This window comes from Streptomyces sp. NPDC093071 (assembly GCF_044754545.1).
GTDB lineage: Bacteria > Actinomycetota > Actinomycetes > Streptomycetales > Streptomycetaceae > Streptomyces.
In genome coordinates this window covers 1-22,078 of record NZ_JBIVPH010000012.1, presented here as the reverse complement: position 1 = coordinate 22,078, position 22,078 = coordinate 1, and the positions used below count along the sequence as shown (strand labels likewise).

Genomic DNA, 22,078 nt, shown 5'->3' with positions numbered 1-22,078 from the left:
CGCGAGGGCGCCCCCGAGGGTTCGCAGACGCACGGCCGAACCGCTTCCGGGCGGTGGGCGGCAGGGTGCCGGCCGTCGCTTCTGTAAACCGCCCGACGTGCGCCGCATAGAATGTCGGGCCGGTCGGAAGAGGGGGATCCATGTCCTGGAGCGAGTGGGAGAAGCTCAAGAGCGACGCCGTGGAGCGGCGGTCGTCGCCGGTGCGGCTGAACGGACTTGACGGAGATGGCGGCACGGGCGCGGGTTCCGGCGACCTCGTGGTGAACCGGGACGACCTCGGCGCGATCGGCCACGAGGCGTACCTCCTGTACGGCCGGCTCTCCCGGGACGGCGACCACGCCCGGCCGTCGACCTTCGACGCGTCGATCGCCCTCACGAACGGCAACTTCACCAGCGGGTCGGAGCTGCTGAAGGTGCACGACCGCTGGAACAGCCAGCGGCGGACGCTCCTGGACGCCTGCGCCCGGATCTCCAACCACCTCGACTACACCAAGTCCGCCCACGCCGAGGACGACGCGGACATCGGGGGCCAACTGCTCTCCACGTCCAAGATCGACGAGTACTTCACGTAGAGGATCCGGGGGAACCGCCGTGCTGACATTCGAGGACGTCGTCAACGCGCCCGTCGCCAAGCTGAAGAAGGCCGCGGACGACTGGTCGGAGATGGCCGCCAAGCTGAAGAAGCTCGCCACCGACGCCCGCGACGGCATGAAGGCCAAGACCGACAAGGCGCAGTGGCAGGGCGTCAACTCCGACGTCACCCGGCCCTTCATCGCCAAGACGGCCAAGGAGTTCGAGGACGCCGAGGCGCAGGCGAAGGGCATCCACCTGCTGCTCGCCGACGCGCACGCCTCGTTCGCGGCGGCCCGGGACTCGCTCGTCAGGATCAGGGACGAGGAGGGCCCGGCGGCCGGTGTGCGCGTCGACGCGCACGGCAGGGTCAGGCCCGAGCACGACCTGACGAAGGACGTGGCGGCACGCCGCGACCCGGATTATCCGGACTACGCCGCCGACGTGCGGAAGCAGCAGGAGGCCGTGGCCTCCTGGCAGGTGAGGATCGACCGGATCGTCGAGGACTGCGCCGACGCCGACGACTCGCTGAGGCGCGCGCTCGCGGCGAACGTGAAGGACGCCCACGACTTCACCGCCCCCACCTACAAGAGCCTCGACGAGGAGCAGGTCGCCCGGGCCGCGGAGCTGCTGAAGAAGGTCACCGGCGACGGCGGTACGGCGCGGAACGTCGCCGCGCTGAAGGAGCTCGAGGAGCTCCTGGACGACAACAGGAACGACCCCGAGTTCGCGACCGGCTTCTACCGCTGGATGGGCCCCGCGGCCACGCTCGACGCCTTCGCGGAGATGTCCCTGAACTCCACGTCCCTCGGTCCGGCCGGCCGGGACCGCGTCGACATGGTCCGCGGCATCCAGTCCGACATGGGCGCCATGCTCGGCCTGGCCACCCAGCGGTCCACTCCGAACCACCTCGACGTCGCGTGGACCGACGGACTCATGAGGGCCGGCCGCAAGCCGCTCGACGTCCAGGGCATCGGCTTCTCGCAGGTCTACGGCTACCAGGCCCTGAGCGCCCTCCTCCGGGAGGGCACGTACGACAAGGACTTCCTGCTCTCCGTGGGCCGGGACATGGTCGCCATGGACCGCGAGGACCCGGGCCGCTGGTCCCCGGCCCTGACCGGGAGCACGGACCAGCGCATCAACCTCGCCGAGACCGGCGGCAAGGGCTTCAACCCCCTGACCGGCCTCATGGAGGCGATGGCCAACAACCCGGCCGCCTCGACGGCCTTCTTCGACGAGGACCTCCGCACGGACACGAACAAGGACGGCATCGTCACCCTCGCCGACGAGGAGCTCACCGGCAAGGACGCGAAGAGCGTCGTCGACTACGTGCTCGACAAGAAGCCCACGGACGACTACTACGACACGGTCTCCGGCGGCGAGCCGACCCCCGGCCAGTCGGCCATGGGCAACGCCCTGGAGGCGGCGGTCACCGGCCGCGTCCCGGGCGACGACGACGCGAAGCCCGTGGAGCACACCAAGGGCATGGCGAGCGTCATGGAGAAGGTCGTCGAGAAGGTCGGCACGTCACCGGAGCTCGCCGTCGACGACGGCCCGCTCGTCGGCATCGCCCCGAACCTCGGCAACATGGCCGCCGAGTACATGCCGGACCTCCAGGCCACCGCCGAGAACGGCGCGGACCGGATCAAGCCCTTCGGCGAGAAGGCGGAGTTCAACAAGCAGACCATGGCACAGTTCCTCGGCGCGGTCGGCCAGGACCCCGACGCCTACGGTGCGATCACCAACGCCCAGCAGGCCTTCACCACGGCCCTCGTGTCCGACGTCTTCCAGAACCCGGGGAAGTACGCCGACACGGGCGAGGCCGTGCGGAACGCCGTCCACCCCGGCGGCGAGATCGCGGGCATGATGAGCGAGGCGAGGGCCCAGGCGGTCGTCGATGCCTCGGCCCGTGAGAACGCGGAGTACAACGAGGGCGTCGAGGAGAACGCCAAATGGGCGAACCGCATGATCGATCTCGTGGGAGCCAAGTACCTCGAGATGCTGCCCGTGGGCGGCGACGTCATCGACTGGCTCAAGGAGGACATCACCGAGTCGGTGGTGAAGGAGGCGGCGAAGGATACGTCGACTGAGGCCCGCCACGAAGCCGCGTCGGGCTATTCGGACGCCGAGGGTACCGCCAAGAGATCCGCCGAGGCCGCCGTGGAACGGGCGGGGAAGGCAGCCGGTCTCACATCGGCCCAGATCCAGGACTATAGAGGTTCCGCCTCGACCGAGACGGCCGCTGCACATGCCATTGGTCGCGACTTCGCCGTCGTCCGGACCTCCGGGGAGAAATGAACATGCGCCGCTTCACCCGTACTGCCGCAGCCGTATCGACAGCCGTGGTCGCGGCAGGTCTTCTGGCGGGCTGCGCGACCGGAGAGGAGAAGACCGTTCCCGAACTGCCCGAGCGCATCTGTTGGAACGGAGCGTTCGCCGGCAATGACGTGTCCCCTCTCCTGCCTCCTGGTGACAAGGTGGAGTTCTCACGCCTGTCCGGCCGGCACTTCACTCTGACCAAGGAACTTGACTCCGCGACCTGCACGCTTGACATCGACGGGAAAACGAGATTCCAGGCGAGTGCCACGCGCCGGGGCTTCGCAGAGTCCATCGAGTGGTCGTCGTGGGACCCGGCTGATCCCAAGCCGCTCGACTTGGGGGAGAAGGGAATCATCTGGGACACGGGTGCGGCCTCCTATTTCATCTGTGAGCCCGCCAAGAATCCCAACTCGCCGGGGAGGTACATCGAGCTGATGATCACCGCGCATTACGCCCCCGACAAATCCAAGCTGCAGGCCGCTCTGCCGGAGCTGATGAAGGAGTTCATGGCCTACGCCCAGCGCGAGCTCCGGTGCGCCGGAGGGGCCGCCCCGAAGTAGGGGCGACACGAAACGGGCGAACGGTCGCGTTCGGCTGGGGGGTGGGCCGCGAGCGCCGGACCGCTCAAGGAGCGCGTCCTTTGGCGGCCATTGGCGGAGTTCGGTCCGATGTGATGCCGCATGGTCCTCGCTTGGACTCCCGTGGCCGGGTGTTGGACGTTCACCGCCCGGCCCGCCCCGGGCCTTCCGCTCGTCACCCCGTCTCACTACCGTCCCCGACGAACCACCCAATGGCTCGCAGGAGAACCATTGGCCGTCGACTGGAGGTCGGTCTTGTCGTCCGAGATGTCCCGCAGAAGGCTCCTCGCGCTGGGCGGAGGCACCCTCGGTGCCGCCGCGGCCGGATCGCTGCTGCCGCCGTCGTTGCAGGCCGCGATGGCCGCGGAGCCCCACTCCGGAGGGCTTTCGGCGGTCCGGCACGTGGTGGTGCTGATGCAGGAGAACCGTTCCTTCGACCACTACTTCGGCACCCTCCGCGGCGTCCGCGGATTCGGCGACCGCAATGCCATTGAGCTCCCCTCCGGGACGTCGGTCTTCGAGCAGCCCGCCGAGCCCGGCCGGACCGTGCTCCCCTTCCCCCTCCGCGACGCCGCCGAGGCGCAGAAGAAGGACCTCCAGTACATCGGCGACCTCGACCATTCCTGGGGCGGCGGCGCCAAGGCCTGGCGCGGCGGCTGGATGGACGGCTGGGTCCCGGCCAAGACCGCCGCCACCATGGCGTACTACGACCGGCGCGACATCCCCCTGCACTACGAGCTGGCCGACACCTTCACCGTCTGCGACGCCTACCACTCCTCGATCCACACCTCGACGAGCCCCAACCGCAACCACCTCTGGTCCGGCTGGACCGGTCACGAGGCCGACGGCAGCCGGGCCGTCACCAACGCCGCCTACGCCGAGGCCACCCACCCCGGCTACGGCTGGTCCACCTACGCCGAGCGCCTCGAAGTCGCCGGGCGGAGCTGGAAGACGTACACCGAGTGGGAGAACTTCACCGACAACAACATCGAGTTCTTCACCACCTTCAAGAAGATCGCCCGCAAGGCGCTCGCCCGCACCGGCGGCCACACCTTCATGGAGTCCTTCTACGCCGCCGTGCGCGGCACGAAGGACCCCGCCGAGCGGGCCCGGCTCCTCGGCCTCCTGGAAGAGGGCGTCGCGGACCTCACGAAGGCCGAGCGCTCCCTCTTCGAGCGCGGCCTCCGCCGTGTCGAGAGCGGCACCCTCGCCGACGCCTTCCGCGCCGACGTCGCCGCCGGGACCCTCCCCGAGGTCTCGTACCTCGTGCCCTCCGCGATCGACTCCGAGCACCCCGGCTCCTCCTCCCCGATCGCCTCCGCCACCCTCGTCTACAAGGTGCTCGACGCCCTCGGCTCCCACCCGGACGTCTGGCGCCACACCGTCGTCCTGATCAACTACGACGAGAACGACGGCTTCTTCGACCACGTCCCGCCGCCCGTCCCGCCCGCGGAGAACACGGACGAGCGCTGGAAGGGACAGCCCACCGGCCTCGGCATCCGCGTCCCGCTGCTCGTCGTCTCCCCCTGGTCCGTCGGCGGCTACGTCTGCTCCGAGACCTTCGACCACACCTCCGTGATCCGCTTCCTGGAGAAGCTCACCGGCGTCCGCGAGCCCAACATCACCCCCTGGCGCCGGACCGTCACCGGCGACCTCACCTCCGCCTTCGACTTCCACCGGGGCCGCCGGCAGCCCGAGGTCGAGCGGCCGGGGCCGGTCCCGCCGTTCACCGGCCGCTGGCGCCCCCGGCCCCCGGCCGTGCAGCGGATGCCCGTCCAGGAGCCCGGCGTCCGCCGCGCCCGCCCCCTGCCGTACCAGCCGGACGCCGCCGCCACCGTCCGCGCCGGTGCCGTCACGGTCGCCCTGAGCAACAAGGGCAAGGCGAGCGCGCACTTCGCCCTCTACCCGTACGCGGGCGAGTTCGACGTCCCGCAGCACAAGGACGTCAGGGGTACGGGGGAGTGGACCGTCCCCGTCCCGGGCGACCGCTACCGCTTCACGATCACCGGCCCCAACGGCTTCCGGCGCGAGTTCGAGGGCCCCGCGACGGGCGGCGCCGAGCTGGCCACCCGGATCGACCACCACGACCGCGACCTGCACCTCACCGTGCGGAACACCGGCCGCGCCCCCGTCTCCTTCACCGTCCGGCCGCTGGGGTACGTGGACGAGGACGACCTCGCGGACTGGACCCGCACCGTCACCGTGAAGCCCGGGAAGACCCGTACCGTCGTCCACTCGGCCGCCGACGCGCACGGCTGGTACGACGTCGAGGTGACCGCCCCCGGGGGCTTCCGCCGCCGGCTCATGGGGCACATCGAGAACGGCCGCGCCAGCGTCTCCGGCTGAGCGCACCCCGGCGAACCGGGGCGCGGGGGTCAGGGCGCGCCCCCCGCGCCCCGGTGAACGACACCGCTGTGACCATCGACACGAAAGGGGCAAACGATCACGTTTGGCTGCGAGAGTGGGCGCACGTAGGTCATGCGTTCTTTTCGGGCTGTTCCCGTGAAAGATCCACGAACCACCCAGGGAGCACGTCCTTTGGCAGCCATCGCCCGGTGGTGCATCCGGCACCGCCTCGTCGCCGTCCTCCTCTGGCTCCTCGCCCTCGGCGGGGCCGGCACCGGGGCGATCCTCGCGGGGAACGCGTACTCCAACGACTACGAGGTCCCCGGCACCGAGTCCGGCCGCGCCACCGCCCTCCTCGAACGGGGCTTCCACGGCCTCGGCGGCGACGCCGACACCATCGTCTGGCACACCGAACGCGGCAGCGTCCGCGCCGACGCCGTCCAGGAGCGGATGACCGGCGTGCTCCGCGAGGTCGCCGAGCTGCCCGGCGTCGCCGCCGTCACCTCCCCGTACGGGGACGCGGCGGGACGGATCAGCGAGGACGGCCGCACCGCCTACGCCACCGTCACCTTCGCCGAGCAGGCCGACGACGTCCCCGAGAGCCAGGCGAAGGCCCTCGTCGACACCGCGAAGGGCGCCGCGACCGACGACCTCCGGGTCGAGCTCGGCGGCACCATCGTCGCCCTCACCGAGGCCCCCGGCGGACACGTCGCGGAGGTCGTCGGCGTCGCCGTCGCGGCCGTCGTCCTCTTCCTCGCCTTCGGCTCGCTCGCCGCCTCCGCGCTCCCCATCGCCACCGCGCTCGTCGGCGTCGGCATCGCGTACTCCGGGATCGTGCTGCTCGGCCATCTGATGACCGTCGCCGACTTCGCCCCCATGCTCGGGATGCTCGTCGGCCTCGGCGTCGGCATCGACTACGCGCTCTTCATCGTGACCCGGCACCGCAAGGGCCTCAAACGCGGCCTGCCCGTCGCCGAGGCCGCCGAGACCGCCGTCGCCACCACCGGCCGCGCCGTCGTCTTCGCCGGGGCCACCGTCTGCATCGCCCTGCTCGGCATGTTGATCCTGCGGCTGAGCTTCCTCAACGGCGTCGCCATCGCCGCCTCCCTCACCGTCGTCCTCACGGTCGCCGCCTCCGTCACGCTCCTGCCCGCGCTGCTCTCCCTGATCGGGACGCGCGCCCTGTCCCGGCGCGAGCGCCGCACCCTGGCCGAGCACGGACCGCAGCCGGAGCTGCCCACCGGCTTCGCCGCCCGCTGGTCGGCCTTCGTCGAGCGCCACCCCAAGCTCCTCGGGGCCGTCGCCGCCGTCGTCATGACGGTCCTGGCGCTGCCCACCCTCTCGCTCCACCTCGGCACCTCCGACCAGGGCAACGGCCCGGCCACCGCGACCACGCGGAAGGCCTACGACCTGCTCGCCGAGGGCTTCGGGCCCGGCGTCAACGGCCCCCTCACCCTCGTCGCCGGACTCGACGGCGCCGACGACCGGATCGCCCTCGACCAGCTGCCGGCCGCGCTCTCCGCGACCAGGGGCGTCGCCGCCGTCTCCCCGGTCACGTACAACAGCTCCGGCGACACCGCCGTCCTCACCGTCGTCCCCGACTCCTCGCCGCAGTCGAAGGCGACCAGCGAGCTGGTCGACCGGCTGCGCCAGGACGTCCTGCCGAGGGCCGAGGCGGGCACCTCCCTGGACGTGAACGTGGGCGGCGTCACCGCCTCGTACGACGACTTCGCCGAGATCATCGTCGGCAAGCTGCCGCTCTTCGTCGGCGTCGTCATCGCCCTCGGCTGTCTGCTGCTCCTGCTCGCCTTCCGCTCGATCGGCATCCCGCTCAAGGCCGCCGCCATGAACGTCATGGCCGTCGCCGGCGCCTTCGGCGTCGTCGTGACGGTCTTCCAGTGGGGCTGGGGCAGCGAACTCCTCGGCCTCGGCAGCGCCGGACCGATCGAACCCTTCCTCCCCGTGATCATGGTCTCCGTCCTCTTCGGACTCTCCATGGACTACCAGGTCTTCCTGGTCAGCCGGATGTACGAGGAGTGGCTGGAGACCGGCGACAACCGGCGGGCGGTCCGGGTCGGCCTCGCCGAGACCAGCCGGGTGATCAACTCCGCCGCCGTCATCATGATCTCCGTCTTCCTGGCGTTCGTGCTCTCCGGCGACCGGGTGATCGCGATGTTCGGCATCGCGCTCGCGGCCGCCGTCGCCCTCGACGCCTTCGTCCTGCGCACCCTCCTGGTCCCCGCCCTCATGCACCTGCTCGGCGGCGCGAACTGGTGGCTGCCGAAGGGCCTCGACCGCCTGCTGCCCCGGATCAGCATCGAACCGCCGGAGAGCCGGGCCACCGCCGACGCGCGTGCGAAGATCCCCGCACAGCGCGTGACGGTCCCGACTACGGAGGAGAACGAGGATGTTCGCGATATCGCTGGGTGACGACGGCGCCGAGCTGCGGCCCCTGGAGCCCTGGCGGGCGGAGGAGTTCCTGGCCCACATGGACCGGGGACGGGAGTACGTGGGGCGGCACATCGGCCTGCCGGACGTCGTCACGGACCTGGACTCCGCCCGTGCCTTCCTCCGCTCGTACGCGGAGAAGGCCGCGAACGACGCGGGCCGGATCTACGGCATCTGGACCGGCGGCACCCTCGTCGGCGGCGTCATGTTCCGGACCATGGACGTCGCGCACGGCACCGCCGAGGCGGGCTGCTGGCTGGAACCGTCCGCCGCCGGGAAGGGCCTGGTCACCCGGGCCTGCCGGACGATCATCGACTGGGCGGTCGAGGAGCGCGGCATCCACCGCGTCGAGTGGTACGCCTCCACGAGGAACGGGGCGAGCGTCGCCGTCGCCCGCCGCCTCGGGATGACGAAGGAGGGCGTCCTGCGCGAGAACTACCCGCACCGGGGAACGCGCACGGACACCGAGGTCTGGTCGGTGCTCGCCCCGGAGTGGCGGGCGGCGAAGAAGGAGAGGGAGGGGGCGGGGGCGTAGCCGATCCGGCGGGCACCGGCTCAGCAGCCCCCCGGCGTTCCTCAGCAGCCCCCGGCCACCGGGGGCCCGTCCGCCCCGGATCCGGTCCCCTCGGGCCCCGTCTCCCCGTGTTCCGCCCCCTCCTGTCCCGCCCCCTCGGACTCGGCGCGGAGGCGGGCGGCGAGGGTTCCGGAGATCTCGGTGAGCGCGTCGAGCTGGGCGGGGGTCAGCGGTCCGGTCAGCCAGCGGCGGACGTGCTCCGCGCGCCGGGGGAAGGCCGCGGTGACGGCCTCCCGGCCCTGCGGGGTGAGGGCGACGACCGCGCCCCGGGAGGAGCCGGGACATCGCTCGCGGGTGATCAGGCCGCGCCCGGCCATCCGGGTCAGGTGGTGGTGCAGCCGGCTCTTCTCGAACTGGGTCACCCCGCTCAGCTCGTAGGGCCGCAGCCGCCCCTCGGGGGCCCGGGCGAGCGCGCCGAGGATGGCGAAGTCCGGTTCGGAGAGGCCGGTGTCCTGCTGGAGCCGGCGGGCCATCTGCGGCCAGAAGAGCATCTGCATCTCGAAGAACGCGTTCCAGGCCTTCTCCTCGTGCCCGTCGAGCCACTCCGAGGTGCCGCTCATCTCCACGCTCCTTGCCGTGCTGGGGGACCGACCCGTCAACCCCCCAGCACAACACCCCCCGTTCCCGCCGGTCAATCCGGCCCGGCCCGGTCGTCCGGTCGTCCGGTCGCGCGGGGTCAGCCGCGCAGCGGCGCGAGCGCGCCCGCCCAGGCCTCGACCTGGTCGAGCACCCGGGAGAGCTCCTCCGCGCGGCCCTCGCCGGGGGCGAAGGCGGGGTAGGCGGGGAAGTCCAGCGCGATCGGCAGCGCCAGCTGGGCCTGGACGGTCGCGATCCGCAGCTCGGCCGCGATCTGCCGCAGGTGCTCCACCGCGCGGACGCCCCCGGTGCCGCCGAAGCTGACGAATCCGGCCGCCTTGTCGTTCCACTCGCCGTAGACGAAGTCGAGCGCGTTCTTGAGCACCGCCGGAACGCTGTGGTTGTACTCGGGGGTGACGAAGACGTACCCGTCGAACTCGGCGACCTTCTCGGCCCAGCGCCGGGTGTGGGCGTGTTCGTAGCGGCCGTACTGCGGGGGCAGGGCCTCGTCGTAGGCGGGCAGGTCGTACTCCGCGAGGTCGACCAGTTCGTAGGCGGCGGTGGTGCGGGCGGCGGCGGACTTGTGCACCCACTCGGCCACCTCCCGCGTCACGCGACCCGGTCGCACGCTTCCCACGACGACGGCGATCTTGGGCATGGCTTCCCCTCGTCCCTCGTTGAGTTGACGTATCACCTCAAGGGTGCGCGGGGGTGAGGTGATACGTCAACCCGCGAGGATTGCGGTCACGTTAAGGCCGCTCTCATACGGGACCCCTAGCGTGCGCCGCATGGACATCAAGACGACCGAGAAGACCGAGCCCGCGGAGAAGACCGACGAGGCGGTGGAGCCGGAGGACAGCGGCACGGAGCCGCTCGTCGAGGACCTGGACGAGGACCTGGACGACGACCTCGACGGGCGGGAGGCCCCCGCCGCGGACGCCGGTGTCGGCGCCGGTGCCGCCGCCGTGGTCTCCGCCGCCCTCGGCGCCGTCGCGCTCACCGGCACCTGGACCGGCAAGGTGGTCTCCGAGCGCGAGACGCTCGTCGGACAGATCAAGACCTCCGGCGGCGGCACCCCCACCCAGCAGATCAGCGAGATCTACGGCGACGCCTGGCACAGCACCGCCCTGGTGAACGGCGTCTTCGCGCTGCTCGCCCTGATCGTCGCCGTCACCGTGCTGCTCCTTCCACGGCGCCCCGCCTGGGTCCGCGCGGTCGCCGTCGCCGGCGCCGTCCTGGGCGGCCTCGGCGTGCTCCTGTCGATCGGCACCTACTTCGACCTGTTCCTGAGCCTCCCGACCGCCGGCTCCTAAGGCCTCTCCGGGGAGCGGCCTAAGGACCCCCGCGCCCCGAACATGCGGCACTCGCCCGATGCGACCGGGCCCCCTGGGAGACGACCGTAGAGGCGTCGCGAGAAGCGACGCCCCTACCGAACGACCCGGGGAGCACCGATGTTCGAGTACGAGATCGACCGCATGAACCACGCCCAGCTCGTCCGCGAGGCCGCCGCCCGCCGCCTGACCCACGAGGCCGCCGCGTCCACGAACCGCAAGCCCCGCCCCGCCCACCGGCCCCCGCAGGACCCGACGGACGACGACAACGGCCCGACCCACTTCACCCGAGCCGCGTGACCCGCCCCGTGCCACCCCTTCCCCACACGCCACGCCCCTTCGGCACGGCACCCGGACCGGGTACGACCCCCGAGCCGGGCACGGCACCCGGCTTCGGGACGGCGCCCGGCTCCGGGCCGGCGCCCAAGCCCCCCACACCCCCCGCCCCCCATCCGCGCGCCCCCACCGGCGCCTGTGCGATGCTCGGCTGCGTGGAGACCAGGTCCGTCAGTCCCGTCTTCGTCGGCCGGGCCGGCGAGCTCGGCGTCCTCGCCGAGGCGCTCTCCCGTGCGACCGCGGGGGAGCCCCAGGCCCTGCTCGTCGGGGGCGAGGCGGGCGTCGGGAAGACCCGGCTCATCGAGGAGTTCACCGGCACGGCCCGCGACCGGGGCGCCGTCGTCGCCCTCGGCGGCTGCGTCGAGCTCGGCGCCGACGGACTGCCCTTCGCCCCCTTCTCCGCCGCCCTGCGGGCCCTGCGCCGCCTGCTCCCCGACGAGCTGACCGCCGCCGCCGACGGCCAGCACGGCGAACTCGCCCGGCTGCTGCCCGAACTGGGCGACCCCGGCGGCCACGACCCCGCCGACGAGGACTCCACCGCCCGCCTCTTCGAGCTGACCGTACGGCTCCTGGAACGGCTCGCCGCCGACCGCACGCTCGTCCTCGTCCTGGAGGACCTGCACTGGGCCGACACCTCCACCCGCCACCTGCTCACCTACCTGCTGCGCACCCTCCGGCGCGGCCGGATCGTGGTCGTCGCCAGCTACCGCGCCGACGACATCCACCGCCGCCACCCGCTGCGCCCCCTCCTCGCCGAACTCGACCGGCTCCGCACCATCCGCCGCATCGAGCTTCCCCGCTTCACCCGCACCGAGGTGCACCACCAGCTCACCGGCATCCTCGCCGCCGAACCCGACCCCGGCCTCCTCGAAGAGGTCTTCGAACGCTCCGACGGCAACGCCTTCTTCGTCGAGGAGCTCGTCGTCTCCCACGAGGCCGGCTGCGCCCCCGGCCGGCTCGGCGACTCCCTGCGCGACCTCCTCCTCGTCCGGGTCGAGGCCCTCCCCGAGGACGCCCAGCGGGTCGTCAGGATCGTCGCCGAGGGCGGTTCCACCGTCGAGTACGGCCTCCTCGCCGCCGTCGCCCGGCTCGCCGAGGACGACCTCATCGAGGCGCTGCGGGCCGCCGTCGGCGCCAACATCCTGCTCGCCGTCCCCGACGGCGACGGCTACCGCTTCCGCCACTCCCTCGTCCGCGAGGCCGTCAGCGACGACCTGCTGCCCGGCGAGCGCTCCCGCCTCAACCGCCGCTACGCCGAGGCCCTGGAGGCCGACCCGACCCTCGTACGGGCCGACGAGCGCGCCACCCGGCTCGCCACGTACTGGTACCACGCCCACGACCCGGCCAAGGCCCTGCCCGCCGTCCTGCGCGCCTCCGTCGCCACCCGCGAGCGCCACGCCTACGCCGAGCAGCTCCGGCTCCTCGAACGGGCCATGGAACTCTGGGACGAGGCCCCCGCCGAGGTCCGGGCCTCGCTGCGCCCCATCGACTACGCCGAGTCCTACCCGCCCTGCGGCTGCGACCCCGACACCACCCCCCTGCGCCACCTCGACCTGCTCGCCGAGGCCGCCGTCGCCGCCCGGCTCAGCGGCGAACGCGAACGCGCCCTCAAGATCGGGAAGACGGCGCTGCGCATCCTCGGCGGCGAGGAGGAGCGCGACCCCCTGCGCGCCGCCTGGTTCTGGACCGAGAAGGCCCGCCTCCAGTCCAACCTCGGCCGGGGCGACGGACGCGAGGAGATCGCCCGCGCCCAGGAGCTCGTCAAGGGCCTCCCGCCCTCCGCCGTCCACGCCGTCGTCCTCGTCGGCGCCGCCGGCTGGGGCATGTTGCGCGACCCGGGCCCCGACGCCCTCACCGCCGCCGAACGCGCCGTCGAGTACGCCCGCCTCGTCAAGGCCGAGTCGATCGAGCTCAACGCCCGCCTCACCCTCGGCACCATCATGGTCGCGGCCGGCGACGTGGAGACCGGCCTCGCCGAGATGCACGCGGTACGCGAACGGACCGGCGCCCTCGGCCAGTTCACCGAGACCGCGCGCGCCCACATCAACATCGCCTCCGCCCTGGAGTTCCTCGGCCGCTCCCCGGAGGCCGTCGAGACCGCCGAGGCCGGCATCCGCCTCGCCCGCAGGTACGGGCTCGTCGACAGCGTCGGCTGGGCCGAGGCCAACCGGGCCGAGTCCCTCTTCTCCCTGGGGCGTTGGGACGAGGTCGAGGAGGCCGCCGAGCGGCTGCTGCGCTCCGCCACCAGCACCAAGCCCCGGGGCTCCGCCTCCCTCCGGCTCGCCCAGCTCGCCGCCGCCCGGGGCGAACCGGACGCCGCCGCCCGCCACCTCGCCGACGCGCGGGCCGTCTACGGCACCCGCGACCCGATCCCGCAGTACACCCTGCCCATGGCCCAGGTCGCGGTCGCCGTGGCCGCCGCCGAGGGCCGCGTCGCAGACGTCCGGGCCGAGCTCGCCGCCGCCGAGCGGGGCGGCTTCCCGCCCGGCACCCACCGCTACGGCTGGCCGCTCGTGCTCACCGCCGTCACCGCCGAGGCCGACAGCCGGGGACTGCCCGCCGCCGACGAGGGCCGCGAAGGGGCGCTCGCCCTGATCCGCCGCTGCTTCCGCTCCCTGGCCGCCCCGGTCCCCGTCTGGGCCGCGTACTCCCGGCAGGCCTCCGAGGAGCTGGCCCGCGCCGAGGGCCGCGAGACCGCCGCCCGCTGGGCCGAGGTCGTCGCCGCCTACGAGCCGCTGGACCGCCCCGCCCAGCTGGCCCGCGCCCGCTACCGCCTCGCCGACGCCCTGCTCGCCGAGGGCGGCCGGCGCGAGGAGGCCGCGGCCCTGCTGCGCGAGGCCCGCGCCGCCGCCGGCCTGCTCGGCGCCCGCCCGCTCCGCGAGGACGTGGAGCTCCTCGCCGCCCGCGCCCGGCTCTCCCTCGCCCCCGAGGAGCGGCCCCCGGCACCGGCGGAGCCCGCGGACGACGCCTTCGGCCTGACGCCCCGCGAGCAGGACGTGCTGCGCCTGGTCGCGGCCGGCCGCACCAACCGCCAGATCGCCGGGGAGCTGTTCATCTCACCGAAGACGGCCAGCGTCCACGTCTCCCACATCCTGGCCAAGCTCGGGGTCGCCGGCCGCGGCGAGGCCGCCGCCCTCGCCCACCGCCTGCACCTCCTCGACGTCCCCCGCTGACCCGCCGCCGGAGTCCTCCTCCGCGCGGGGGACCCGTATCGTCACCCGCCCCGACCGCAGGTCTACCGGACCCCGTCCCGGATCCGCGTCCCCCTGGTCCTCCCGGGTCAGGGCGAGGCGCTGCCGCTCGTCCTCCGCGTGCCTGCGCCCCGGTGCGAACAGCTCCGCCATCGGACCGAACACGGTCACCGCCTCCCTCATCCCACCCGGAGGCGGAGGATCCTGTCGTCGCCGGGCCCGGGCGTCCCCCGGGTGTCGGTCTCGCTGGTCACCAGCCAGAGCCGGTCGCCGCCCGTCGCGAGCACGGTCCGCAGCCGTCCGTGCCCACCCTCCAGGAACGCCTCGGGCTCCCCGGAACGTTCCGCGCCGGAGAGCGGGACCCGCCACAGCCGCTCGCCCCGGAGCCCGGCCATCCAGATCGCGCCCCGCGCGTATGCGATGCCGCTCGGGGAGGCCTCCGAGGTCTTCCACTGGGCCACCGGGTCCTCGAAGCCCCGCTTCCCGGCCTTCCCCTCGGCCTCCGGCCAGCCGTAGTTCTTCCCGGCCCCGACCAGGTTCAGCTCGTCCCAGGTGTTCTGCCCGAACTCGGCCGCCCACAGCCGCCCGTCCTCGTCCCAGGCGAGCCCCTGCACGTTCCGGTGGCCGTACGAGTACACCACCGAGTCCGGGAAGGGGTTGCCCGGCGCCGGACGGCCCTCCGGCGTCATCCGCAGGACCTTCCCGCCCAGCGACTCCCGGTCCTGCGCCAGACCCGTCTCGCCGGTCTCGCCCGTCCCCGCGTACAGCATCCCGTCGGGGCCGAACGCGATCCGCCCGCCGTTGTGCGTGAACCCCTTGGGGATGCCGGTCAGGACCGGCTCCGGCGGGCCGAGCCGGTCGCCGGCCCCGCCCCCGTACCGCATCCGCACGATCCGGTTGTCCGAGGCCGCCGTCAGGTACGCGTACACCCGGCCGTCCCGGACCGCGAGGCCCAGCAGTCCGCCCTCGCCGCCCGGCACGACCCCCGGGACCTCGCCGAGCGGCGTCTTCGCGCCGGTCCGGCCGTCGATCCGGGTGATCGTGCGCTCGTCCCGCGAGGAGACGAGCAGGTCGCCGCCGGGCAGCTCCGCGAGCCCCCAGGGCGACTTCAGGCCCTCGGTCAGCGTCCCCGCCACCGTCACCCGCCCGGCGGCCGGGGGAGCGGCGGCGGTCCCCGAGGCCGATGCCGATGTCGAGGCCGACGCCGACGGGGGCGTACGGGGCCGTTCCTCCGTGCTTCCCGAGGACGCGTCCCCCGAGGAGCAGCCGGCCGCCAGGACCAGCGCGACGGCACCCCCCAGGGCCTTCACGACGACAGGACGTTTCATGGCGCGCTCCCCTTCGGAGGGTCCGGCGGGCTCGACGGGTCGAACGGCATCCCTACCCCTGAGAACACCTCCCGGCCCGGAGGGGTTCCCGGCCGGACGGCCCGGCACCCCGGAACCCCCGGAAAACGGCGTCCGGGCCGCTCAGTCCCAGGACCCCCGGGGCGCCGGAAGCGACGCGATCTCCGTCAGGTCCGCCGGGGTCAGCCGCAGCGAAGCCGCCGCCGCGTTCTCCACCGCCCAGTGCTCCCGCTTCGTCCCCGGCACCGGCACCACGTGCCGCCCCCGGCCCAGCACCCACGCCAGGGCCACCTGCGCCGGGGTGACCTCCGCCCCGTGCCGGGCGGCCACCCGCCGCAGGCCCGCCACGAGCGGCTGGTTCGCCGCCATCATCTCCGCCGTGAAGCGGGGGTGCCGGGCCCGCGGGTCGTCCGGCTCGAAACCGCCGCCCGGGGTCAGCGTCCCGGTCAGGAAGCCGCTGCCCAGCGGCATCGCCGCCAGGAAGCCGACGCCCCGGGCCGCGCACCAGGGCAGCAGCCGCGCCAGCGCCTCCTGCGACCACACCGACAGCTCCGCCTCCACCGCCGCCACCGGGAAGACCTGCTGGATCCGCTCCAGCTGCCGGATCGTTCCCTCGTAGCCGTCGCGGCCCGCGATCCGGCGTCCCGACCGGGCGCCGACCGCGCAGAGCCCGAGCGCCCGCACCTTGCCCGCCGACACCAGCTCGGCCATCGCGCCCCAGGTCTCCTCGACCGGCACCTCGGGATCCGCCCGGTGCAGCTGGTACAGGTCGATGACGTCGGTCTGGAGCCGCCGCAGCGAGGCGTCGCAGGCCCGACGCACGTACCCCGGGCGCCCGTTGGCCACCACGTGCTGGTCGCCGACGAGCAGCCCGCACTTCGTCGAGACGAACGCGTCGGCCCGCCGCTCCTTCAACACCCGCCCCACCAGCAGCTCGTTGGTGAACGGGCCGTACATGTCGGCGGTGTCGAGCAGGCTCACCCCGGCGTCGAGGGCCGCGTGCACGGTCCGCAGCGAGCGGTCCCCGCGCTGCTGCGAACGGCTGTACGCCCAGTTCATCGGCATACAGCCCAGGCCGATCGCACCCACGTCGAGCGCCGTCGCCCCGATAGTCCTGCGCTCCACCTGCCGGTACCCCTCCCTGTGCCGCCCCCCAAAGTAACCAATGGGGCACGGGATTCTTCGCATAGCCTCCCGGACATGAGATGCGAAGACACCGCCGCCGACGTGTGGCTTCCGATTCCCGCGGACGAGATCGAGGATCTTCCCGAGCCGGGCGAGTCGGGCCTGAACTACCGCTTCTGGGACGGCGGGCCGGAGTTCCCGGCCGACCCCGCCCACTGCGCCTTCTACGTCGTCCCGTACATGAAGGGTTCGGAGATCGCCGTCCGGCCGATGGACGGCATGACCTCGGTCCGGGTCGTGCAGACCCTCTCCGCCGGCATCGACCACGTCACCCCCGGCATCGGATCGCTGCGGCCGGGCGTGGCCCTGTGCAACGCGAAGGGCGTCCACGAGGCCAGCACCGCCGAGCTCACCCTCGCCCTGATCCTGGCCTCGCTGCGCGGCATCCCCGGATTCGTGCGCGGCCAGGACGCCGAGGAGTGGCGGGCCGGCTTCTACCCGGCGCTCGCCGACAAGTCCGTCCTGATCGTCGGGTACGGCTCGATCGGCGCCGCGATCGAGGACCGGCTCGCACCCTTCGAGTGCGCGCGGGTGGTGCGCGTCGCACGCTCCGCGCGCACCACAGGGCGCGGCCCGGTCCACGCCCTGGCCGACCTGCCGGCGCTCCTCCCCGAGGCGGACGTCGTCGTCCTCTCCACCCCGCTCACGCCCGCCACCAGGCATCTCGCCGACGCCGGGTTCCTCGCCCGGATGAGGGACGGGGCGCTCCTGGTGAACGTCGCCCGGGGCCCGGTCGTGGACACGAACGCCCTGCTCAAGGAGGTCGAGAGCGGCAGGATCACGGCGGCGCTCGACGTCACGGACCCGGAACCGCTGCCGGCCGGGCACCCTTTGTGGCACGCTCCCGGTGTCCTGATCAGCCCCCACGTGGGAGGTTCCACCTCCGCCTTCATGCCGAGGGCGAAGCGGCTGATCGCGGCACAGCTGCGGCGGTTCGCGGCGGGCGAGGACCTGGCCAACGTCCTCCTCACCACCGGCTGAGCCGTGCCGTCCGCCGCGGTCGCGGACCGCGCCCGGACGGCGCACGCCGGCGCACACCGGACACAACGCCCCTGGTCGTCACGGAGAGTACTGCGACCCTGTCCCTGAGTGACCAAACTGGTGTATCGTCCCGGAGCGGGGGACTGCGTCGAGTACGGGCTGACGCCGGGGAGCGAAGTGACGGGACATCAGATTCCGAGGGGGGCGACGGGTGGAGCACGGCCTGAGGACCGACGGTCCGACACGACGGCGCCGCCGTCCGCCGGCCTTCCGCGCCTCGTCGCCGGCCTCGTGTGCTCGGTGCCGGACCAGACCGCGCAGCACCGGTCGCCGGGCCCCGCGGGGCCGCCGGGCACCGGCGGGCGCCCGGTGGCCGGGGGCGTCGCGCCCCCGGGCCGCGACGCCCCCGGCCCCCACGACTGCGACGGGCACGCCCCCGGGCGTGCCGACGAGCCGCCCGCCCGGCCGCACGACGCGGCCGCGTGCGGGAGCCCGGCGCCGGAGGGCCCGGTGAGCGCGCCCGGGGCCGTCCTCGCGCGCCGCCCCGTCGGCGACGGCGATCCGGGGCCCCCGGCGCCCGCCCGCCCCGGCACCGGGGCGGTCCTCGCCCAGATCGCCCTGGGGCTCCTCTGCGCGGGCTACACGACCGGCGCCTCCCTCGGCTGGGGCTCCCCGGAGACGGCGCTCTTCATGGGCGACTTCGGGCTGAGCGCCGCCGCCCTCACCGCCGCGGTCTCCTGCTACCTCTACGCCCGGGCCCATCGCGGCAGCGCCCGCCCCGCCTGGCTGCTCTTCGCCTTCTCCTCGTTCATGGCCGCCGCGGGGAACGCGGTGTGGGGCTGGTACGAGGTCGTCCTGCGCACCGAGGTGCCGGACTTCTCCGTCGCCAACCTCTTCTTCCTGCTCTTCGCGCCGCCCGCCATCGTCGGCCTCCTCGTCCTGGCCAAGAAACCCGCCAACCGGGCCGGCTGGGTCTGCCTGGGGCTGGACACCTGGCTCATCGGCGGCTCCCTGCTCACCCTCTCCTGGAGCCTGGCCCTCGCCCGCAACGCCCACTTCCAGGGCGAGTCCGTCGCCCGGGCCGCGCTCTCCCTCGCGTACCCCCTGCTCGACATCGTCCTCGTCAGCATGGTGCTCGTCCTGCACTTCCGGCGCTCGCAGGCCAACCGCTCCGCGACCAACACCGCGATCGCCGCCCTCGCCCTCACTGTCCTGTGCGACGCCCTCTTCACCTCGCCGCTGCTCCGCGAGAACTACGCCTCCGGCCAGCTCCTGGACGCCGGCTGGTTCGCCGGCTCCCTGCTGCTCGCCTACGCGCCCTGGGGGGTGCGCCGGCTCCCGGACGGCGCGGCCGCCGCGCGCGGCCCCGGGCTGCACAGCCGCCCGGTCGCCGGCTCGCTCGCCGCCCTCACCCCGTACCTCGCCGCCGCCGTCTGCACCCTCGGCATCCTCTACAACGTGGTCGAGGGGCGCCGGGTCGACCGCGTCGTCGTCCTCACCGGCTGCGCGGTGGTGCTCGCCCTCGTCGTGCGGCAGGGCATCATGCTCCTCGACAACATCGCCCTCACCCACGAACTGGCCCACAAGGAGAACCACTTCAGGTCGCTCGTGCAGGGCTCCAGCGACGTCATCATGATCGCCGCGCCCAACGGCAGGCTGCACTACGTCAGTCCGGCCGCCTCCGGGGTGTACGGGCGGGACGCCGACGAGCTGATCGGCACCGAACTCGCCGCCCTCATCCACCCCGAGGACCTCGGCGCCGTCGTCCACGAGGTGCGGCGCTTCCTGGCCGCCTCGCCCGCCGAGGAGCCCACCACCCGGATCGAGTGCCGCTTCCGCTCGGGCCGGGGGGACTGGCTCAACGTCGAGTCGACCGTCAACCGGCACCAGGGCGGCCTGATCTTCAACAGCCGGGACGTCACCGAACGCGTCCGCCTCCAGGCCCAGCTCCAGCACAACGCCGAGCACGACCCGCTCACCGACCTGCCCAACCGGGCCCTCTTCACCCGGCGGGTCCGGCAGGCCCTCGGCGGCCGCCGCTCCTCCGACCCCGGCACCGCCGTGCTCTTCATCGACCTCGACGGCTTCAAGGGGGTCAACGACCGGCTCGGCCACCAGGCCGGCGACGAACTCCTCGTCCAGGCCGCCCGCCGCCTCCAGGACTCCGTACGGGCCGGGGACACGGCCGCCCGGCTCGGCGGCGACGAGTTCGCCGCCCTCATCCTCGGCGACGGCGGCCGCGACCGGACGGCCCGCAGGAACCAGGTCCAGGAGATCGCCGACCGGCTCCGGCTCACGCTCTCCCGGCCGTACCGCCTGGACGGCGGCCAGGAGGTGCGGGTCGCCGCCTCCATCGGCGTCGCCTTCGCCGAGCCCGGCATCGACGCCGGGGACCTCCTGCGCAACGCCGACCTCGCCATGTACCGCGCCAAGGCCGCCGGCAAGGATCGCGTCGAGCTCTACGCCCCCCAGATGCAGGCCGAGGTCGTCCGGCGGACCGAGCTGGCCACCCGGCTGCGCACCGCCCTCCACGACGGCGAGTTCGCCCTGCTCCACCAGCCGGTCGTCGACCTGGCCACCGGCCGGATCGCCGCCGTCAGCGCCCAGGCCCGCTGGCGCTCCGCCCAGGGGATCCTCTTCACCCCCGCCGAGTACCTCCGCGTCACCGACGACGGCGAGCGCACCGCCGAGCTCGGCCGCTGGCTCCTCGAAGAGGCCGTGGAGCAGGCCGCCGAACGGGCGGGAATCGGCCATCGCACCCCCGTCTCCATCCGGCTCTCCGCCCGGCGCCTCCTGGACCGTTCGCTGCCGCTCGGCTCCGTCGAGTCCCTGCTCACCCGGCACGGCCTGCCGTCCGGCTCGCTGATCGTCGAGCTGGCCGACAGCGACCCCCGGATCCCGCTCGACGAGCTGGAGCAGCGCCTGGCCGCCCTGCGCAGGCTCGGGGTGCGGATCGCGCTCGACGGCTTCGGCAGCGGCCACGTGGCGGTGAACGCGCTGCGGCGGCTCCCCGTCGACATGCTGAAGCTGGACCGGGGGCTCGTCGAGGGCGTGGTCGAGTCCGCCCGGCTCCGCAAGATCACCCGGGGCGTCCTCCGCATCGCCGGCGACCTGGGCGTGCGGACCGTCGCCGACGGCGTGGACGTGCCGGAGCAGGTCGTCGCCCTGCGCGCCATGGGCTGCACCCACGCCCAGGGCATGGCCTTCTCGGGCCCGCTCGACGAGTACCGGCTGCGCAGGGCCCTGGTCCGGGACGAGTATCCGCTGCCCGGAGCGGTCTCCGTACGTGTCGGAAACCGTCCCCCGATCGGCTCACATAATGAGACGCCCGTCCCACCCACTTGACAGTGAACCGGGCTGAGGGGGAGGGTCAGTGCCATGCGCACCCGAATTCTCGTACTTGGAAAGCGCGTCGGCTGAAGCGGGGTCACCACAGGCCCGCTTAGAACGCACCCGACGCGCTCCCCTCGCTTGCCTCACGGCACGAGGGGTTTTTTGTTGCACCGGCTCCCCTTGAAATCGCCGCAAACCCTCGTAAAACACCTCGCAAAAACCCTCTGCTTCGAGAAGAGATGCTGATGACCGAGCAGGCCACCGGGCACCATCCGCAGCCGCGGCCCCGTAACGGCGCGCTGCCCACCCCCGTCGAGCACGTCACGGGCGCGCAGTCCCTCATCCGCTCTCTCGAGGAAGTGGGCGCGGACACCATCTTCGGCCTGCCCGGCGGCTGCATCCTCCCGGCCTACGACCCGCTGATGGACTCGCAGAGGGTGCGCCACATCCTGGTCCGCCACGAGCAGGGCGCGGGCCACGCGGCCACCGGCTACGCCCAGGCGACCGGCAGGGTCGGCGTCTGCATGGTGACCAGCGGCCCCGGCGCGACCAACCTGGTCACCCCGATCGCCGACGCCCACATGGACTCCGTCCCGCTCGTCGCGATCACCGGCCAGGTCGCCTCCAAGGCCATCGGCACGGACGCCTTCCAGGAGGCGGACATCTGCGGGATCACGATGCCGATCACCAAGCACAACTTCCTGGTCACCAAGGCCGAGGACATCCCGCGGACGATCGCCGAGGCCTTCCACATCGCCTCCACCGGCCGTCCGGGTCCGGTGCTGGTCGACATCGCCAAGGACGCCCTCCAGGCGAAGACCACCTTCTCCTGGCCGCCGCAGACCGACCTGCCCGGCTACCGCCCGGTCACCAAGCCGCACGCCAAGCAGATCCGGGAGGCGGCCAAGCTGATCAGCGCCGCCAAGCGGCCCGTCCTGTACGTCGGCGGCGGGGTGATCAAGTC

The 22,078-nt window shown here is 73.3% G+C and carries 17 protein-coding genes; 12 read left to right on the top strand and 5 right to left on the bottom strand.

Annotated features, from left to right (window positions below):
* Positions 1-140: 140 nt before the first annotated feature.
* The 6 genes from ACIQD7_RS30455 to ACIQD7_RS30430 all read left to right on the top strand — a co-directional run bounded on the left by ACIQD7_RS30455 (position 141) and on the right by ACIQD7_RS30430 (position 8,796).
* Positions 141-572 carry a hypothetical protein gene (locus ACIQD7_RS30455; protein WP_402445833.1) on the top strand — a complete coding sequence of 144 codons (432 nt, stop codon included), beginning with the start codon at positions 141-143 and terminating at the stop codon, positions 570-572.
* Positions 573-591: 19 nt separating this feature from the next.
* Entirely contained in the window at positions 592-2,868 is a 2,277-nt protein-coding gene (locus ACIQD7_RS30450) for a hypothetical protein (protein WP_402445830.1), read from the top strand.
* Between the two features lie 2 nt (positions 2,869-2,870).
* The gene (locus ACIQD7_RS30445; RefSeq protein ID WP_402445827.1) at positions 2,871-3,449 is read left to right on the top strand and encodes a hypothetical protein; all 579 of its coding nucleotides are present in this window, start codon (positions 2,871-2,873) and stop codon (positions 3,447-3,449) included.
* Positions 3,450-3,722: 273 nt separating this feature from the next.
* Positions 3,723-5,813, top strand: a complete 2,091-nt coding sequence (locus ACIQD7_RS30440; protein WP_402445825.1) for a phosphocholine-specific phospholipase C — start codon at positions 3,723-3,725, stop codon at positions 5,811-5,813.
* Positions 5,814-6,005: 192 nt separating this feature from the next.
* The gene (locus tag ACIQD7_RS30435) at positions 6,006-8,243 is read left to right on the top strand and encodes an MMPL family transporter (protein WP_402445822.1); all 2,238 of its coding nucleotides are present in this window, start codon (positions 6,006-6,008) and stop codon (positions 8,241-8,243) included.
* On the top strand, positions 8,221-8,796 hold the full coding sequence (locus tag ACIQD7_RS30430) for a GNAT family N-acetyltransferase (protein WP_402445820.1): 576 nt from the start codon (positions 8,221-8,223) through the stop codon (positions 8,794-8,796). The genes ACIQD7_RS30435 and ACIQD7_RS30430 overlap by 23 nt, the downstream gene beginning before the upstream one ends.
* 41 nt (positions 8,797-8,837) lie before the next feature.
* Here the strand turns inward: ACIQD7_RS30430 and ACIQD7_RS30425 are convergent, their stop codons facing one another.
* Both ACIQD7_RS30425 and ACIQD7_RS30420 read right to left on the bottom strand, forming a co-directional pair.
* On the bottom strand, positions 8,838-9,395 hold the full coding sequence (locus ACIQD7_RS30425; RefSeq protein WP_402445817.1) for a MarR family winged helix-turn-helix transcriptional regulator: 558 nt from the start codon (positions 9,393-9,395) through the stop codon (positions 8,838-8,840).
* Positions 9,396-9,511: 116 nt separating this feature from the next.
* Entirely contained in the window at positions 9,512-10,069 is a 558-nt protein-coding gene (locus ACIQD7_RS30420; protein WP_121833257.1) for an NADPH-dependent FMN reductase, read from the bottom strand.
* A gap of 130 nt (positions 10,070-10,199) precedes the next feature.
* On the opposite strand from ACIQD7_RS30420, the gene ACIQD7_RS30415 reads away from it, so the two are divergent.
* The 3 genes from ACIQD7_RS30415 to ACIQD7_RS30405 all read left to right on the top strand — a co-directional run bounded on the left by ACIQD7_RS30415 (position 10,200) and on the right by ACIQD7_RS30405 (position 14,251).
* A complete protein-coding gene (locus ACIQD7_RS30415; protein WP_161371914.1) occupies positions 10,200-10,724 on the top strand; it encodes a hypothetical protein in 525 nt (174 codons plus the stop codon).
* 138 nt (positions 10,725-10,862) lie between these two features.
* Positions 10,863-11,042: a hypothetical protein gene (locus ACIQD7_RS30410; protein WP_121833256.1), complete on the top strand. Its 180-nt coding sequence runs from the start codon at positions 10,863-10,865 to the stop codon at positions 11,040-11,042.
* 179 nt (positions 11,043-11,221) lie between these two features.
* Complete coding sequence (locus tag ACIQD7_RS30405; protein WP_402445814.1) at positions 11,222-14,251, top strand: AAA family ATPase; 3,030 nt, start codon at positions 11,222-11,224, stop codon at positions 14,249-14,251.
* Here the strand turns inward: ACIQD7_RS30405 and ACIQD7_RS30400 are convergent.
* The 3 genes from ACIQD7_RS30400 to ACIQD7_RS30390 form a co-directional block, all read right to left on the bottom strand.
* On the bottom strand, positions 14,135-14,422 hold the full coding sequence (locus ACIQD7_RS30400) for a DUF6191 domain-containing protein (RefSeq protein WP_402446039.1): 288 nt from the start codon (positions 14,420-14,422) through the stop codon (positions 14,135-14,137). The genes ACIQD7_RS30405 and ACIQD7_RS30400 overlap by 117 nt on opposite strands.
* Before the next feature lie 26 nt (positions 14,423-14,448).
* Complete coding sequence (locus ACIQD7_RS30395; RefSeq protein ID WP_402445812.1) at positions 14,449-15,597, bottom strand: PQQ-dependent sugar dehydrogenase; 1,149 nt, start codon at positions 15,595-15,597, stop codon at positions 14,449-14,451.
* A gap of 141 nt (positions 15,598-15,738) precedes the next feature.
* Entirely contained in the window at positions 15,739-16,740 is a 1,002-nt protein-coding gene (locus tag ACIQD7_RS30390; RefSeq protein WP_402445809.1) for an aldo/keto reductase, read from the bottom strand.
* Positions 16,741-16,842: 102 nt separating this feature from the next.
* On the opposite strand from ACIQD7_RS30390, the gene ACIQD7_RS30385 reads away from it, so the two are divergent.
* From ACIQD7_RS30385 to ACIQD7_RS30375, 3 genes are all read left to right on the top strand, one after another.
* Positions 16,843-17,781, top strand: coding sequence for a 2-hydroxyacid dehydrogenase (locus ACIQD7_RS30385; protein WP_402446036.1), 939 nt, complete (start codon positions 16,843-16,845; stop codon positions 17,779-17,781).
* A gap of 510 nt (positions 17,782-18,291) precedes the next feature.
* Entirely contained in the window at positions 18,292-21,126 is a 2,835-nt protein-coding gene (locus ACIQD7_RS30380; RefSeq protein WP_402446033.1) for a putative bifunctional diguanylate cyclase/phosphodiesterase, read from the top strand.
* 233 nt (positions 21,127-21,359) lie between these two features.
* Positions 21,360-22,078 (top strand): thiamine pyrophosphate-binding protein (locus ACIQD7_RS30375; protein ID WP_402445807.1); only part of this gene is annotated, 719 nt, incomplete at its 3' end.

Bases quoted from the DNA above. Each gene is read 5' to 3' on its own strand.
- ACIQD7_RS30455 (WP_402445833.1), top strand. From the start codon at position 141: ATGTCCTGGAGCGAGTGGGAGAAGCTCAAGAGCGACGCCGTGGAGCGG.
- ACIQD7_RS30445 (WP_402445827.1), top strand. From the start codon at position 2,871: ATGCGCCGCTTCACCCGTACTGCCGCAGCCGTATCGACAGCCGTGGTC.
- ACIQD7_RS30430 (WP_402445820.1), top strand. From the start codon at position 8,221: ATGTTCGCGATATCGCTGGGTGACGACGGCGCCGAGCTGCGGCCCCTG.
- ACIQD7_RS30425 (WP_402445817.1), bottom strand. From the start codon at position 9,395: ATGAGCGGCACCTCGGAGTGGCTCGACGGGCACGAGGAGAAGGCCTGG.
- ACIQD7_RS30420 (WP_121833257.1), bottom strand. From the start codon at position 10,069: ATGCCCAAGATCGCCGTCGTCGTGGGAAGCGTGCGACCGGGTCGCGTG.
- ACIQD7_RS30415 (WP_161371914.1), top strand. From the start codon at position 10,200: ATGGACATCAAGACGACCGAGAAGACCGAGCCCGCGGAGAAGACCGAC.
- ACIQD7_RS30410 (WP_121833256.1), top strand. From the start codon at position 10,863: ATGTTCGAGTACGAGATCGACCGCATGAACCACGCCCAGCTCGTCCGC.
- ACIQD7_RS30405 (WP_402445814.1), top strand. From the start codon at position 11,222: ATGCTCGGCTGCGTGGAGACCAGGTCCGTCAGTCCCGTCTTCGTCGGC.
- ACIQD7_RS30400 (WP_402446039.1), bottom strand. From the start codon at position 14,422: ATGGCGGAGCTGTTCGCACCGGGGCGCAGGCACGCGGAGGACGAGCGG.
- ACIQD7_RS30395 (WP_402445812.1), bottom strand. From the start codon at position 15,597: ATGAAACGTCCTGTCGTCGTGAAGGCCCTGGGGGGTGCCGTCGCGCTG.